Origin of the sequence: Synechococcus sp. RS9909 (assembly GCF_014279595.1) — a bacterium.
GTDB lineage: Bacteria > Cyanobacteriota > Cyanobacteriia > PCC-6307 > Cyanobiaceae > Synechococcus_C.
Genome location: NZ_CP047943.1, coordinates 843082 through 860789 on the forward strand (window position 1 = coordinate 843082; position 17708 = coordinate 860789).

At 63.6% G+C, this 17708-nt stretch carries 1 protein-coding gene (running past one end of the window); it reads right to left on the reverse strand.

Going from position 1 to position 17708, the window contains the following annotated elements; all coding sequences use genetic code 11:
- Window positions 1–17708, reverse strand: partial view of an S-layer family protein gene (locus tag SynRS9909_RS04325; RefSeq protein ID WP_186593790.1) — the 3' portion only. It continues 1063 nt past the right edge of the window; only the last 17708 of its 18771 coding nucleotides appear in the window; its start codon lies off the right edge, out of view; the stop codon is at window positions 1–3.

Here is a 17708-nt window from a genome sequence, read left to right on the forward strand (position 1 = left end):
TTAAAGCGATCGCATCAACCAGCGTGAAATGCGACTCAATAATTGCGATTTAGGCTTGGTGTCATCGCCGTTTGACCGAGACAGCGCGTCATCGTCCGTTGGGGATGAGATGGTACCGGTGGGCGAGATCTGCTCTTGAGATGTGTTGGTTGTGACTGAAGAGCCGCATCCAGATCCGCTGACACAAACCTCATTCCCAGGCTGGATTTCAAAGGATGCAGTACCCATGTTGTAGCGCTCTGGTTGCTGGTTTTCCACGCGGAAGTTTGGCTTGAGCGGCCCTTCCTGCACGACGCTACCTGTGCCGCGCGCTGCCGTTGCTTCACCGGTCGTCTCGCTTGAGGAGTCCTGTCTGTCGAGCGATGGATTGCCAGTTGCGCTTGTGCGCTCGCTACCTGACGTGGTAGTGATGGTTTGCGGAGCGGTTGCGATAGAGGGGCTTGGATTCGACATGGACAGGGGATAGGGAGTTGCTGCTCCAGTGGTTGCTGCTGCAAGCGGCTGGCTATTCGTGAGGCTGCTGATGGGATTCAGCACTGTGGTTGTTGTGGTTGAGGTCTGCACCCGAACCACACTCGGATCGGTGTTGGTGAGCAACGAGGGCAGCGCAGTGGATGTGCTGCTGGCGATCACTTCGCGGACGGATGGAGCTTGAGGAGTGGGTTGGGTCGTTGTGGGGACCACGCCTGGCAGCACTGGGGGTTCAGGCCGGGGCTCGCTGGTCGTGCTGGGTGGGACCGGAGGTGCCGGTGGAGTTGGCGCTGAGGGTTCGGGCCGGGGCTCGCTGGTCGTGGTGGGTGGGACTGTTGTTTGCTCAGGAGCTGTCGGCGCCTGCGAGCCACCACTGCCACCACCCCCACTCGAAGGGGGCGCCGGAATCTGAAGACCAACTGCCAGTACGCGCACAACACGACCTTGGGCAGAGAGACTGCCGCTGAAATCATTGCCGGGGCCAGGCAGATTGATGTCGCCGAGGCCGGCATTCAGATCGGTGTCTCCATCAACCGTGATGTGACCGGTCTGAAGGATCGGGCCATTGCTGCTGGTGATGGAAGCGTTGCCTTGGATCGAGGTGATCCCCAGTGAGACCTGGCCCAGCGTGATGGCCTCCAGATCACCGGTGAGATCAAGGATGCCGGAGATGAGGACGTCGTTGGCGGTGTTGATGGTGAGGTCGCCACCGACACTTGGGGTGGAGGGTCCATCGGTGAGTGTGATGTCACCGGAGACGGCGATGTTGCCAGCAGCACCGCTGTCGAAGACGAGCGATTCAGCGTTGGTGTTGGTGATGGCACCGCCGATGGTGATGTCGGAGCCAGCAGTGCCATCGGTGGAGAAGGTGATGACCTCATTGGCAGAACCATCAAGGGTGATGTCTGTGGCAATGGAGATGCCCTGATCGGCGGTGATGTCAGCGCCGATGGTGCTCGTGCCGGTGCCGTCTTGAATCAGCTCGCCAGCAATGGAGAGCACGGCGTTGTCGCCGGTGGTGAAGGTGCCGGTGTTGGTGACGAGCAGATCAGCGCCAATGCTGTTTGGCTGACCATTGATGACGAGGTTGGTGCCGTTGAAGTCGAGATCACCGGTGAGGGTGATCGCGTCGGAGAAGGTGGTGGTGCCGGTGCCAGCTGACTGGGAGAAGGAAGCCGCGGTGACGCTGCCGGTGAAGGTGGCGTCGTTGGCATTGGTGATGGAGATGGAGCCAGTGCCGAGATCACCGATGTCACCGGAGACGGCGATGTTGCCGGTGTTGCCGCTGTCGAAGACGAGCGATTCACCGTCGGTGTTGGAGATGGCACCGCCGATGGTGATGTCGGAGTCTGGGTTGCCATCGGTGGAGAAGGTGATCACCTCGTCCTGGTCACCATCGAGTGTGATGTCCGTGGCGATGGTGATGCCCTGATCAGCGGTGATGTCAGCACCGATGGTGTTGGAGCCCGTGCCGTCCTGGATCAGCGCCCCGCTGATGGCGAGCACAGCGTTATTGCCCGTGGAGAAGACGCCGCTGTTGGTGACCAGCAGATCAGCGCCAATGGTGTTGGGGACACCATTGATGACGAGGTTGGTGCCGTTGAAGTCGAGATCACCACTGAGGCTGATCGCGTCGGAGAAGGTGGTGGTGCCGGTGCCATCGATCTGGGTGAAGGACGCAGCGGTGAGGGTGCCGTTGAAGGTGGCGTCATTGGCATCGGTGATGGTGACGGCGCCGGTGCCCAGATCACCGATGTCACCGGAGACGGTGATGTCGCCATCATTGCCGCTGTCGAAGACGAGCGATTCCCCAGCGGTGTTGGTGATGTCACCGCCGATGGTGATGTCGGAGCCAGCAGCGCCATTGGTTGAGAAGGTGATGGCCTCGTTCTGATCACCGGTGAGCTTGAGGTCACCGGTGAAGGAGAGGGCGCCAGTGGTGGTGGTGATGTCCTCGCCGATGACGTTGGTGCCGCCGCCGGATTGAGCGAAGGAGCCAGCGGTGAGATCAGCCGCATTGCCCGTGGTGAAGACGCCGGTGTTGGTGACGGTCATGGCACCGCCGATGACGTTGCCACTGCCGCTGAGGGTCAGGTTGGTGCCGTTGAAGTCGAGATCACCACTGAGGCTGATGGCATCCGAGAAGGTGGTGGTACCGGAGCCATCGATCTGGGTGAAGGACGCAGCGGTGACGGAGCCGAAGAAGGTGGCGTCATTGGCATCGGTGATGGTGACGGCGCCGGTGCCCAGATCACCGATGTCACCGGTGACGGTGATGTCGCCATCATTGCCGCTGTCGAAGACGAGCGATTCCCCAGCGGTGTTGGTGATGTCACCGCCGATGGTGATGTCGGAGCCAGCCGCGCCATTGGTTGAGAAGGTGATGGCCTCGTTCTGATCACCGGTGAGCTTGAGGTCACCGGTGAAGGAGAGGGCGCCAGTGGTGGTGGTGATGTCCTCGCCGATGACGTTGGTGCCGCCGCCGGATTGAGCGAAGGAGCCAGCGGTGAGATCAGCCGCATTGCCCGTGGTGAAGACGCCGGTGTTGGTGACGGTCATGGCACCGCCGATGACGTTGCCACTGCCGCTGAGGGTCAGGTTGGTGCCGTTGAAGTCGAGATCACCACTGAGGCTGATGGCATCCGAGAAGGTGGTGGTGCCGGAGCCATCGATCTGGGTGAAGGACGCAGCGGTGACGGAGCCGGAGAAGGTGGCGTCATTGGCATCGGTGATGGTGACGACGCCGGTGCCCAGATCACCGATGTCACCGGTGACGGTGATGTCGCCATCATTGCCGCTGTCGAAGACGAGCGATTCCCCAGCGGTGTTGGTGATGTCACCGCCGATGGTGATGTCGGAGCCAGCAGCGCCATTGGTTGAGAAGGTGATGGCCTCGTTCTGATCACCGGTGAGCTTGAGGTCACCGGTGAAGGAGAGGGCGCCAGTGGTGGTGGTGATGTCCTCGCCGATGACGTTGGTGCCGCCGCCGGATTGAGCGAAGGAGCCAGCGGTGAGATCAGCCGCATTGCCCGTGGTGAAGACGCCGGTGTTGGTGACGGTCATGGCACCGCCGATGACGTTGCCACTGCCGCTGAGGGTCAGGTTGGTGCCGTTGAAGTCGAGATCACCACTGAGGCTGATGGCATCCGAGAAGGTGGTGGTACCGGAGCCATCGATCTGGGTGAAGGACGCAGCGGTGACGGAGCCGAAGAAGGTGGCGTCATTGGCATCGGTGATGGTGACGGCGCCGGTGCCCAGATCACCGATGTCACCGGAGACGGTGATGTCGCCATCATTGCCGCTGTCGAAGACGAGCGATTCCCCAGCGGTGTTGGTGATGTCACCGCCGATGGTGATGTCGGAGCCAGCAGCGCCATTGGTTGAGAAGGTGATGGCCTCGTTCTGATCACCGGTGAGCTTGAGGTCACCGGTGAAGGAGAGGGCGCCAGTGGTGGTGGAGATGTCCTCACCGATGACGTTGGTGCCGCCGCCGGATTGAGCGAAGGAGCCAGCGGAGAGATCCGCGCCATTGCCTGTGGTGAAGACGCCGGTGTTGGTGACGGTCATGGCACCGCCGATGACGTTGCCACTGCCGCTGAGGGTCAGGTTGGTGCCGTTGAAGTCGAGATCACCACTGAGGCTGATGGCATCCGAGAAGGTGGTGGTACCGGAGCCATCGATCTGGGTGAAGGACGCAGCGGTGACGGAGCCGAAGAAGGTGGCGTCATTGGCATCGGTGATGGTGACGGCGCCGGTGCCCAGATCACCGATGTCACCGGAGACGGTGATGTCGCCATCATTGCCGCTGTCGAAGACGAGCGATTCCCCAGCGGTGTTGGTGATGTCACCGCCGATGGTGATGTCGGAGCCAGCAGCGCCATTGGTTGAGAAGGTGATGGCCTCGTTCTGATCACCGGTGAGCTTGAGGTCACCGGTGAAGGAGAGGGCGCCAGTGGTGGTGGAGATGTCCTCACCGATGACGTTGGTGCCGCCGCCGGATTGAGCGAAGGAGCCAGCGGAGAGATCCGCGCCATTGCCTGTGGTGAAGACGCCGGTGTTGGTGACGGTCATGGCACCGCCGATGACGTTGCCACTGCCGCTGAGGGTCAGGTTGGTGCCGTTGAAGTCGAGATCACCACTGAGGCTGATGGCATCCGAGAAGGTGGTGGTACCGGAGCCATCGATCTGGGTGAAGGACGCAGCGGTGACGGAGCCGAAGAAGGTGGCGTCATTGGCATCGGTGATGGTGACGACGCCGGTGCCCAGATCACCGATGTCACCGGTGACGGTGATGTCGCCATCATTGCCGCTGTCGAAGACGAGCGATTCACCGTCGGTGTTGGTGATGGCACCGCCGAACGTGATGGGGCCGTTTCCTGCGGAGGTGTTGATGGTGACGTCGGCTGTGAGGGTAGCGTTCTCGTTAAACACCGCGCCTGCGGAGCCAGTGGCGGTGATGTTGCCGCCGAGCTGAACCGTGCCAGGGGCATCGGTGAGCACGCTGGCCACCTGCAGGGTGCTCTGGAAGTCGGTGAGAGCGCCGGTGTTCACCGTGAGGGCGCCCAGTTCGCCGTTGCTGGCAGCCCCCACGGCGCCAACGAAGCTGACCGGACCGCCAGCGGTGATGGTGAGGCTGCTGGCCAGGCTCGCAGCGGAATCGAGGCTGCTGCCAAACGTCACGGCACCGTTCGCGTCGCTTGCGGTGATGGTGAGCGTGTTGGCGAGGCTGGCGTTCTCGTTGAACACCACGCCGGCGGCGCCGGTGGCGGTGATGTTGCCGCCCAGCTGAACCGTGCCAGGGGCATCGGTGCTGATGCTGACGGCGTTCACCGTGCTCTGGATATCGGTGAGGCCGGCGGTGTTAAGGGTGATGGCGCCCAGAGTCGTGGTGGAGCCGATGGCGGCATCGAATGCCACGCTGCCGTTGCCGGCATCCACGGTGAGGTTGTTGGCTAGGCCTTGGGCACTGTTGACCGTTCCCTGGAAGGACACCGCACCACCAGCTGTGACAGCGCCGTTATTGGTGGTGTCAACCACGAGCTCGCCGTTCGTCACCACAGCGCCCGCGAAGGTGATGGCGCCACCCGCACTTCTGTAGGTGCTGTTTGTGGTGATGGTGCCGGCTGAGGTGTAGGTCTGGTCGCCGGTGGTGGTGACGTCAAACAGGTAGAGATTGGCCGCCGAGATGTTGAGGCTGGCCAGAGGCGTGATGGCGCCAATGGCTCCATTGAGGCCGATGTTCAAGTCGCCAGTGCCCGCGGTGAGCGTCACAGCTAGGCCACCATCGAGGGCACCCAGCAATTCGAGATCGCCGCCGGTGGCGCCGGTGTCGATGGTGATCGAGCCGCCGTTGAGCGACAGCACGTTCTTGAAGCTGATGTCAGCGCCTGCCCCTTGTGCTCCGGCGCCATCGCCCAGGCCACCGGCGGAGCGGATCACACTGTTGTTGAGAACGATTCCCTGGCCATTAGGGGTTTCCAGAGCGATCGTGCCTGCATCGCCCCCTGCGCTGCCGGTCCCATTGCCAGCGGCCCCACCGGATGTATTCAGGCTTGCCAAACTGATGCTGGTGCCGGATCCGCTGGTGGTGATGGTTATGGCACCGCCAGCGGCCGCTGCAGAGCCGGTGGTGATCAGGTTGCCGGCCAGGTCGACGTTGCCAACGGAATTGATGTTGATGGCACCGGATTGGGTGCCGTCGCTGGCTGCCGTCGTGCTGATGGTTTCGCCGCTGACCAGGGAGAGAGCAAGACCATTGGAATCACCAATGCCGGCGTTGATGGTGACCAGACCATTGTCGGTGCTGCCGTCGTTGCCACCAGTCGTCGCGATGGATGCATTGAGATCCACCACCTTGCTGTTGATGGTGATGGCCCCTGTGGAAGCGGTGAGGTTGCCATCGAGTTGGAAGACGCCCGTGCCAGCGGTGGCCTGTGAGAAGGAAGCAGCGGAGAAGGTGTCACCGAGGGTGACATTGTTGGCGGCGTTCATGGTGACAGCGCCGAGGGTGCCGCCGGTTGCGCCACCGACGATGCCGTCGAAGTCGATGTCACCGCTGCCAGCGGTGAGGGTGAGGTCGCGAGCGGTGCCGTCGCTGTTGAGGGTGCTGCCAAAGGTGATGGCACCACCACCACTGGTGAGGGTGGTGTTGGCAGCGAGGGTGACAGCCGCGGTGTAGGTCTGAGCGCCGGTGGTGTTGATGGAGCCACCGTTGAGGTTGGAGGTGCGGGAGACGGTCAGGCCGCCAAGGGCAAAGGTGTTGCCAACGGCACCACCGAAGACCGCATTGCCGGTGATGCCGAGGGTGCGGAAGGTCGACGCCGGAGTTGCACCACCGGTGTTGCTGCTATCGAGGGTGCCGTTGAAGGATGTGGTGGCCGCGGAGATGGCGGTGTTTTGGTCAAGGCCCGTGTCACCGGTGAGGGTGATGGTGCTGCTGTCGGCGTCGTAGGTGGTGCCGGTGAGGGTGATGTTCGTGGCGGTGATGCTCTGAGCGCCGGTTGCGAAGACGTTGTTGAGCGCAGCGTTGTTGGCGCTGGTGACGGTGAGGCTGGCCAGTGCATTGGCATCGCCGGCAGCCGTACCAGTAATGCCGGAGAGGGTGACATCACCAGTACCGGCGGTGAGGGTCAGGCCCTGAGCGCCATTGATGGTGCTGGAGAAGGCGATGTCACCGGTGGTGGCACCGGTGTCAACGGTGGCGGCACCCGTGGTGAGGGCAACGGCGTTGGAGAAGGAGATGGTGGCGCCAGCGCCCTGGCTGCCCGTGCCATCGCCGAGGCCACCGGCAGCGGTGATGGTGCTGTTGTCGAGGGTGATGGTGCCGGCGGTGGTGAGGCCAATGGAGCCAGCAGCGCCGCCGTTGCCATTGCTGCTGGAGGCAGCGGCACCACCTGAGGTGGTGATGTCGGAGATGGAGAGGGTGGCGGTTGTGCCGGTGGTGTCGATGGTGACGTTGCCGCCGGCTGCGCCTGCAGAACCAGTGGTGATGAGATCACCAATCAGGTTGATGTTGCCGTCGGAATTGATGTCGATGGCGCCGGATTGGGTGCCAGCAGTGGTTGCGGTGGTGGTGATGCTCTTGCCGGAGGCGAGATCGAGGCCGCCGCTGCCCGCATTGATGGTCACCAGACCATTGGCACCACCAGCAGTGGTGGTGATGGAGGCGTTGAGATCAACGGTGGCCGAGCTGATCGTGATCGCACCGGTGTCGGTGTTGAGATCACCGCCGAGGGTGAAGATGCCCGTGCCGGCCGTGCCGCTGGCTTGTGAGAAGGAAGCAGCCGAGAAGGCTTTGCTGAGGGTGACATCAGCGGCCTGGTTGATGGTGACCGCCCCCAGACGGTTGGTGCCGCCGACGACATCGGAGAAGTTGATGTCACCGGAGCCGGCCGTCAGCGCGAGGGTTTCGCTGCCAGCTGTGGTGGCATCAAGGATGGAGGAGAAGGTGATGGTTCCAGCGCCGCTGCCTGTGCTGAGGGCGACAGGTCCGGTGAGGGTGACCGCCCGCAGGAAGGAGATGTTGCTGTCTGTGGTGGAGATGTCCCCAGCGATGGAGCTGGAGCCGGCGCCGTTCTGAGTGAAGGCGCCAGTGGCGGTGATGTCAGCCGCAGTGGCGGTGGTTAACAGGCCGGCATTGGTGATTTCAACCGTGCTGCCGCTGTTGAGGCTGTCGTTGAGGGTGAGGGCCTGACCGGTGAAATCAAAGGCACCGGAGAGGTTGAGGGCACCATCAAAGGTGGTGAGGCCTGCGGCAGCGCTCTGGGTGAAGGAGGCGGCATCGATGGCGCCCGAGAAGGAGGCCTGATCAGCGCCTGTGATGGTGATGGCACCGAGTGTGGAGCCGCTGGCGCCGATGGCAGCGGTGACGGAGATGTCACCGTCGCTGCCGGCGTTGAGGGTGAGGTCTTGGCCGCTGCCGGTGATGCCGGCAGGGATGGTGCTGGTGCCGATGGTGATGTCCTGGCCGGCGGCGCCACCGGTGGCCAGCACAACGGCATCCGTACCGGTGAGGGCAATGGCTTTGGCAAAGGAGATGCCGCCGGTGGCGGTGAGGTTGGCGCCGAGGCTGCTGGTGCCGTTGCCGGTTTGCTGGAAGGCAGCGGTGATGGAGAGATCAGCGTTGTCTGTGGTGGTGAAGGTGCCGGCGTTGGCGACGGTCATGGCGCCGCCGATGGTGTTGCCGGCGCCGTTGATGGTCAGCGCCTGACCGATGAAGTCAAAGGCACCGGAGAGGGTGAGCGCCCCATCGAAGCGAGAGAGGGAGCCAGCGGCGGCAGCGCTTTGCGTGTAGGACGCCGCCTTGAAGGCGACATCAGCGGTGAGGTTGCCGGCGGAGTGGATGGTGACGGCACCGAGAGCGCCGTTGAGAGCAGAGCCAACCGCGCCGTCGAAGTCAATGGCGGCGTTGCCAGCGGTGATAGCGAGGGTGTTGGCCTCGGTGGATTCACTGTCGAGGGTGCCGGAGAAGGTGACCGCACCGCCGGTGGCACCACCAGCTGTGGTGTTAATCACCAGGGCGTCATTGATGACGGTGTCACCGGCGAAGGTGATGGCACCACCAGATGAGGTGTAGGTGCTGTTGGTGTTGATGCCAGTGGTGGCGGTGAAGGTTTGAGCGCCGGTGGTGGTGACGTTGCGGAGGGTGAGGTTGTTGCCGCTGATGGACAGAGAAGCGAGTTCTGAGCCGGCTGCAGCGGTGCCGACATCAGCGGCGGACTGGAAGACGACATCACCGGTGCCGGCTGTGAGTGTCAGAGCGCGTGCGGTGCTGTCGCTGTTGATGTCACCGGAGAAGGAGATGGTGCCGGTGCCGGAGCCAGTGGAGAGGGAGACGCCATTGGTGAGTGTGATGGCGTCGGAGAAGGCGATGTCGTCATCAGTGGTGGTGATGCCAGCGCCGAGGTTGATGGAGCCGCCACCGGATTGAGCGAAGGCGCCATCAAGGGAGAAGGCGGCGCTGTTGCCAATGGTGAGCAGGCCGGAGTTGTCGATGGCGACAGCGCCGCCGCCAGTGGTAGTGACACCACCTTTGAAGGTGAAGGCACTACCGCTCAGATCAATGCCGTTGAGGTTGACCGGAGTACCAGACGGATCAATTTGAGCGTTGGTGTTGAGTGTGCCGCCAAAGGTGGTGGTGCCGCTGCCGGCTTGTTGCTTGATGGAAGCAGCGGAGAAGGCTTTGGTGTCAGCAACGGTGACGTTGGTGGCGCTGTTGATGGTGAGTGCCCCGAGGCGCGTGCTGCCGCCAACGGTGTCGGAGAAGGTGATGTCACCGGAGCCAGCGGTCAGCGTGAGGTCCTGAGCGCCGTTGAGGGTGCCGGAGAAGGTGATGTCACCGCCAGTGGAGCCAGTGGAGATGGATCGAGCAGCGTCTGTGAGGCTGACAGGGCTGTTGAAGGTGATGGAGCCGCCGTTGGCGGAGAGATCACCGCCGAGGTCGGTGGTGCCGGTGATGGCGATGGCCTGGCCGCTGCCGTCAGCGGTGAGGTCAGCGTTGAGATCAACAGCGTTGCTGTTGATGGTGATGGCCCCTGTGGAAGCGGTGAGGTTGCCGCCGAGTTGGAAGGTGCCACCTCCAGCTGTTGCCTGGGAGAAGGAAGCAGCGGAGAAGGTGTTGCTGAGGGTGACGTTGTTGGCGGCGTTGATGGTGACAGCGCCGAGAGCGCCGTTTTGTGCACCACCGATGATGCCGTCGAAGTCGATGTCACCGCTGCCAGCGGTGAGGGTGAGGTCGCGAGCGGTGCCGTCGCTGTTGAGCGTGCTGCCAAAGCTGATGGCACCACCACCACTGGTGAGGGTGGTGTTGGCAGCGAGGGTGACAGCCGCGGTGTAGGTCTGAGCGCCGGTGGTGTTGATGGAGCTGCCGTCGAGGGCAGAGGTGCCGGAGACGGTGAGGCCACCGAGCGCGTAGGAGCTGCCAACAGCACCATCAAACACCGCATTGCCGGTGATGCCGAGGGTGCGGAAGTTGGAGGCCGGCGTGGCTGCGCCGTCATTGCTGCTATCGAGGCTGCCATCGAAGGTGATGCTCGAGAGCGTGCCGCTGTTATCGGCGGTCAGGGTGGTGTTGCTGCCCAGCACCACAGCACCGGTGTAGAGCTGGGCGGTGGTGGTGGTGACGGCGTCAGTGCCGCCATCGATGTTGATGGTGGCGGCGGAGGCATCAACGCTGGCGACGTTGACATCACCGCTGAGGGTGAGGGTGCCGGTGCCAGCGGTGAGGGTGAGGCCCTGAGCGCCATTGATGGTGCTGGAGAAGGCGATGTCACCGCCTGTGGCACCGGTGTCAACGGTGGCGGCACCCGTGGTGAGGGCAACGGCGTTGGAGAAGGAGATGGCAGCGCCAGCACCTTGGGAGCCCGTGCCATTGCCGAGGCCACCGGCGGCAGTGATGGAGGAGTTGTTGAGGGTGATGGTGCCAGTGGTGGTGAGGCCAATGGAGCCAGCAGCGCCGCCGTTGCCATTGCTGCTGGAGGCAGCGGCACCACCTGAGGTGGTGATGTCGGAGATGGAGAGGGTGGCGGTTGTGCCGGTGGTGTCGATGGTGACGTTGCCGCCGGCTGCGCCTGCAGAACCAGTGGTGATGAGATCACCAATCAGGTTGATGTTGCCGTCGGAATTGATGTCGATGGCGCCGGATTGGGTGCCAGCAGTGGTTGCGGTGGTGGTGATGCTCTTGCCGGAGGCGAGATCGAGGCCGCCGCTGCCCGCATTGATGGTCACCAGACCATTGGCACCACCAGCAGTGGTGGTGATGGAGGCGTTGAGATCAACGGTGGCCGAGCTGATCGTGATCGCACCGGTGTCGGTGTTGAGATCACCGCCGAGGGTGAAGGTGCCCGTGCCGGCTGTGCCGCTGGCTTGTGAGAAGGAAGCAGCGGAGAAGGCTTTGCCACCAGCGATGGTGACGTCGTCAGCTTGGTTGATGGTGGCCGCCCCCAGGCGGTTGGTGCCGCCGGTGATCTCGGAGAAGGTGATGTCACCGGAGCCGGCGGTGAGGGTCAGCGTGCGTGCAGCGGTGGCATCGGAATCAAGGGTGTCCGAGAAGGTGATGGCGCCATTGGTGGCGGTGAGGGTGGTGGCTGCACCGAGGCTGACGGCATCACCAAAGACCATGCCGGCAGCGCCGGAGGTGGCAATCGAACCACCGTTGATGGCGGTGCTGCCGCCGGCATCGGTGCTCAGGGAGACCAGCGCGGTGCTGTTGCCAACAGCGCCGGAGAAGGTGGTTGTTCCGGTGGTGTTGACCGCCAGGGTGTAGCCGCCGTTGAGGGTGCTGTCAAAGGTGATGGCCCCACCACCGCTGGTGAGGGTGGTGTTGGCAGCGAGGGTGACAGCGCCGGTGTAGGTCTGCAGACCGGAGGTCTTGATGGAGCCACCGTTGAGGGCAGAGGTGCCGGTGACGGAGAGGCTGCCGAGCTCGTAGGCGTTGCCGACGGCGCCATCAAACACCGCATTGCCAGTGACGGCGAGGGTGCGGAAGTCGGAAACGGCAGGAGAGGCGCCGTTATTGCTGCTATCGAGCGTGCCCGCGAAGGAGGTGGTCGCCGCGGTGATGGCGGTGTTTTGCTCGAGGACGGCAGCACCGTTGAGGGTGATGGTGCTGTTTGCTGCGTCGTAGGTGGTGCCGGTGAGGGAGATGCCAGTGGCGGTGATGCTCTGAGCGCCGGTGGAGAAGACGTTGTTGAGAGCGGCGTTGGTCGCGCTGGCGACCGTCAGGCTGGCCAGACGGCCAGTGCTGCTGTTGCTGGTGCCGGCGATACCGGCGAGGGTGACGTTGCCTGAATTGGCGGTGAGGGTCAGAGCGCGAGGCGTGCCATCACTGTTGATGACATCGGAGAAGGAGATGTTGCCGCCGCCAGCGCCGGTGTTGATGGCGACATCACCAGTGAGGGTGACAGGGCTGTTGAGGGAGACGTTGTCTGCGGTGGTGGTGATATCCCCAGCGGTATTGATGCCGCCTGTGACGGTGAGGGAGACAGTGCCATCGGCGTTGATGTCCCCAGCGGCGGCGATGGTGAGAGCTCCGCCGGTGGCATTGAGGGTGACAACACCGGAGGAGGTGGTGTCAATGGAATCGGCCAGGGAGATGGCGGCGTTGTTGATGACAACGCCGGCCGAACCGGTGGTGCCAAGGGCCTGATCGGTACCGCTGGAGAAGGTGCCGCCGTTCAGGGCGGTGGTACCAGTGCCGGTGGTCTGGGCAAGGCTGAGGGCACGGAGGCCGTTGACGGTGACGTCGTTGGCGGAGGCGATGGTGACGGCACCGAGGGGAGTGGTGTCACCGACGAGGCCTGAGAAGGTGATGTTGCCGCTGCCGGCGGTGATGGAGAGGTTATTGGCGGCGTTGGCCTTGGAATCAAGGGTGCCGGAGAAGGCGACGTTGCCGCCGGTAGCACCACCAGCGGTGGTGTTGATGGTGAGGGCGTCATTGATGACGGTGTCACCGGTAAAGGAGATGGCGCCACCGGATGAGGTGTAGGTGCTGTTGGTGTTGATGCCACCGCTGGCAGTGAAGGTCTGATCGCCGCTGGTGGTGACATCACGGAGTGTGAGCGCAGCACCGCTGATGGTGAGCGAAGCGAGCTCGGAGCCGGCGGTGGAGCTGGTGCCAACGGTGGCGCCGCTCTGGAAGACAACGTCACCGGCACCAGCGGTGAGGGTCAGAGCGCGAGCCGTGCCGTCGCTGTTGATGGTTTCGGAGAAGGCGATGTCGCCGGCGTCGGTGCCGCTGCCGGTGCTGAGGGAGAGGTCACCGGTGAGGGTGATGGCCTTGGAGAAGGAGATGCCTGCGGCGTCGGTGGTGATGTCACCGGCGATGGAGCTGGAGCCAGTGCCGTTTTGGGTGAAACCTGAGGTGGCGGTGATGTCAGCAGCAGCGGCGGTGGAGAAGGTGCCGGCGTTGGTGACGGTGACGGTGCTGCCGCTGTTGAGGGCGGCGTTGAGGGTGAGTGCCTCACCGGAGAAGGCAAAGGCACCGGTGAGATCGATCGCGCCACCAAAGGTGCTCAGACCCGTACCGGTGGTTTGTGTATAAGAGCCCGCGTTGAGGGCGCCGGTGGCGGTGAGGTTGCCAGCTGAAGCGATGGTGATCGCTCCAAGGCGACCAGCGTTGTTGCTGCCAGCGGTACCGACGTCACCCGAGAAGGTGATGTCACCGCTGCCGGCGGTGATGGTGAGCGCGCGGCCGCCATTGGCATCGCTATCCAGCGTGCTGCTGAAGATCAGATTGCCGCCGCCGGTGGTGATGGCGATGGGACCGCTGAGGGTGGTTGCAGAAGCAACCGTGACGTTGTCACCTGTGGTGGTGATGTCAGCAGCGGTGGTGATGCCGCCGTTAGCGGTGAGGGAGACGGCGCCATCGGCGTTGATGTCTGCGGCAGCGGCGATGGAGGCGGTGCCGGATTGGGCGATGGTGAGGGTGCCGCCGGTGGTGGTGGTGAGGGAGCCGTTGAGCACCAGGTTGGTGCCGGTCAGGGAAATACCGGCAGCGGTGTTGGTGTTGATGGCGCCGGAGAAGGTGGCGGTGCCGGATCCGGCCTGCTGGGTGAGGCTGGCGGCGGTAATGGCAGCGGCAGAGAGGTCGTTGGCGCTGGCGATGGTGAGCGCCCCGAGGCGGCCATTGACATCGCCGCCGACGGCCCCAGAGAGGGTGATGTCACCGGTACCAGCGGTGAGGGTGAGGTTTTGAGCGCCATTGATGGTGCTCAAGAAGCTGATATCACCGCCTGTGGCACCGGTGTCAACGGTGGCGGCACCCGTGGTGAGGGCAACGGCGTTGGAGAAGGAGATGGCAGTGCCAGCACCTTGGGAGCCCGTGCCATCGCCGAGGCCACCGGCGGCAGTGATGGAGGAGTTGTTGAGGGTGATGGTGCCGGTGGTGGTGAGGCCAATGGAAATGGAGCCAGCAGCGCCGCCGTTGCCATTGCTGCTGGAGGCAGCGGCACCACCTGATGTGGTGATGTCGGAGAGGGAGAGGGTGGCGGTTGTACCGGTGGTGGTGATGGTGACGTTGCCGCCGGCAGCACCAGCCGAACCGGTGGTGATCAGGTTGCCGGCCAGGGCGACATTGCCGTCGGAATTGATGGTGATGGCGCCGGATTGCGTGCCAGCGGTTGCGGCAGTGGTGGTGATGGTGTTGCCGCTGGCCAGGGTGAGAGCCAGGCCATTGGCATCACCAACGCCGGCATTGATCGTCACCAGACCATTGGTGCTGCCAGCGGTGGTGGTGAGGTTGGCGTTGAGAGCAACCTCCTTGCTGTCGATGGTGATCGCCCCGGTGTCGGTGTTGAGATCACCGCCGAGGGTGAAGATGCCCGTGCCGGCCGTGCCGCTGGCTTGTGAGAAGGAAGCAGCCGAGAAGGCGTTGCTGAGGTTGACATCAGCGGCTTGATTGATGGTGACGCCGCCCAGGCGGGTGGTGCCGCCGACGACACCCGAGAAGGTGATGTCACCGGAGCCAGCGGTGAGGGTGAGGTCTTGAGCACCAGCGCTGGTGGCATCGAGGGTGTCCGAGAAGGTGATGTCACCAGCGCCGGAGTCTGTGCTGAGGGCGACAGGACCGGTGAGGGTGACCGCCCGCAGGAAGGAGATGTTGCTGTCTGTGGTGGTGATGTTGCCAGCGATGGAGCTGGAGCCAGCGCCGTTCTGAGTGAAGCCAGCGGTGGCGGTGATGTCAGCCGCAGCGGCGGTGGTCAGCAGGCCGGCATTGGTGATTTCAACGGAGCTGCCGCTGTTGAGGCTGTCGTTGAGGGTGAGGGCCTGACCGGTGAAATCAAAGGCGCCAGAGAGGTTGAGGGCACCATCAAAGGTGGTGAGGCCAGTGCTGGCGGCGGCGGCTTGCGTGTAAGAGGCCGCAGTGATCGCCCCCTGGAAGGCGACCTGATCGCCATTGCTGACGGTGATGGCACCGAGTGCGGAGCCGTTGGCACCGATGGCGCCGGTGATGGTGATGTCACCGGCGCTGCCGGCATTGAGGGTGAGGGCCTGGCCAGTGCCGCTGATGCCCGTGCTGGTGGAGGAGCCCAGGGTGATGTCCTGTCCGCTGGCGCCACCGGTGGCGAGGACGACGGCATCGGAGCCGGTGAGGGCAATGGCCTTGGCAAAGGCGATGCCGCCAGTGGCGGTGAGGTTGGCGCCGAGGCTGCTGCTGCCGTTGCCGGTTTGCTGGAAGGCACCGGTAATAGAGAGATCAGCGGTATCAGCGGTGGTGAAGGTGCCGGCGTTGGCGACGGTCATGGCACCGCCGATGGTGTTGCCAGCGGCGTTGAGGGTGAGGGCCTGACCGGTGAAATCAAAGGCGCCAGTGAGGTTGAGCGCTCCATCGAAGGAGGAGGTGCCGGTTCCTGCGTTTTGTGAGAAGGACGCCGCGGTGATGGATTGATCAGCGGTGAGGTTGTTGGCGCTGTTGATGGTGACAGAGCCGAGAGCGCCATTGGTGGCGGAGCCGACAGCACCATCGAAGGTGATGTCACCGGTGCCGGCGGTGAGGGTGAGGGTATGGGCCTCGTTGGCCTTGGAATCAAGGCTGCTGTTGAAGGCGATGGTGCCGGCGCCAGCTCCGGTATCGAGGAGAACATTGCCGGTGAGTGTGACGGCCTTCTGGAAGGTGATGGTGTCGTCAGTGGTGGTGATGTCAGCGGCGATGGAGCTTGAACCAGCGCCGTCTTGGAGGAAGGCGCCGGCGAGGTTCATGTCGCCGGTGGCGGTGAGGGTCAGAGCACCGCCGTTGGTGATCGTCACCAGGCCAGCGCTCTCGTCTGAGGTGGTGACGAGACCGTTGAAGCGAACGGTGCCGGTTGAATCGAGATCGAGGTTGCCGAGGGTCAGCGTGACGGTGTCATTGAAGTTGAAGTTGGTGCCATCGAGCTCGATGCCGTCGGCCGCGGTGGTGGAGAGAGCACCGGAGAAGGTGGAGGTGCCGGAGCCAGCGACCTGACGCAGCGAGGCGGCATTAAAGACGGCGTCAGCGGTGAGGTTGTTGGCGCTGTTGATGGTGACGGCGCCGAGAGCGCCATCGGTGGCGGAGCCGACAGCACCATCGAAGGTGATGTCACCGGTGCCGGCGGTGAGGGTGAGGGTATGGGCCTCGTTGGCCTTGGAATCAAGGCTGCTGTTGAAGGCGATGGTGCCGGCGCCAGCTCCGGTATCGAGGAGAACATTGCCGGTGAGTGTGACGGCCTTCTGGAAGGTGATGGTGTCGTCAGTGGTGGTGATGTCAGCGGCGATGGAGCTTGAACCAGCGCCGTCTTGGAGGAAGGCGCCGGCGAGGTTCATGTCGCCGGTGGCGGTGAGGGTCAGAGCACCGCCGTTGGTGATCGTCACCAGGCCAGCGCTCTCGTCTGAGGTGGTGACGAGACCGTTGAAGCGAACGGTGCCGGTTGAATCGAGATCGAGGTTGCCGAGGGTCAGCGTGACGGTGTCATTGAAGTTGAAGTTGGTGCCATCGAGCTCGATGCCGTCGGCCGCGGTGGTGGAGAGAGCACCGGAGAAGGTGGAGGTGCCGGAGCCAGCGACCTGACGCAGCGAGGCGGCATTGAAGACGTCGTCAGCGGTGAGGTTGTTGGCGCTGTTGATGGTGACAGCGCCGAGAGCGCCATTGGTGGCGGAGCCGACAGTGCCATCGAAGTCGATGTTGCCGGAGCCAGCGGTGAGGGTGAGGGTGTTGGCGGCGTTGGCCTTGGAATCAAGGCTGCTGTTGAAGGCGATGGTGCCGGCGCCAGCTCCGGAGTCGAGGAGGACATTGCCGGTGAGAGTGACGGCCTTCTGGAAGGTGATGTTGTCGTCAGTGGTGGTGATGTCAGCGGCGATGGAGCTTGAACCAGCGCCGTCTTGGAGGAAGGCGCCGGCGAGGTTCATGTCGCCGGTGGCGGTGAGGGTCAGAGCACCGCCGTTGGTGATGGTGACGAGGCCGTTGTTGGCGTCTGAGGTGGTGACGAGACCGTTGAAGCGAACGGTGCCGGTTGAATCGAGATCGAGGTTGCCGAGGGTCAGCGTGACGGTGTCATTGAAGTTGAAGTTGGTGCCATCGAGCTCGATGCCGTCGGCCGCGGTGGTGGAGAGAGCACCGGAGAAGGTGGAGGTGCCGGAGCCAGCGACCTGACGCAGCGAGGCGGCGTAGAAGACGTTGTCAGCGGTGAGGTTGTTGGCGCTGTTGATGGTGACGGCGCCGAGAGCGCCATCGGTGGCGGAGCCGACAGCACCATCGAAGTCGATGTTGCCGGTGCCGGCGGTGA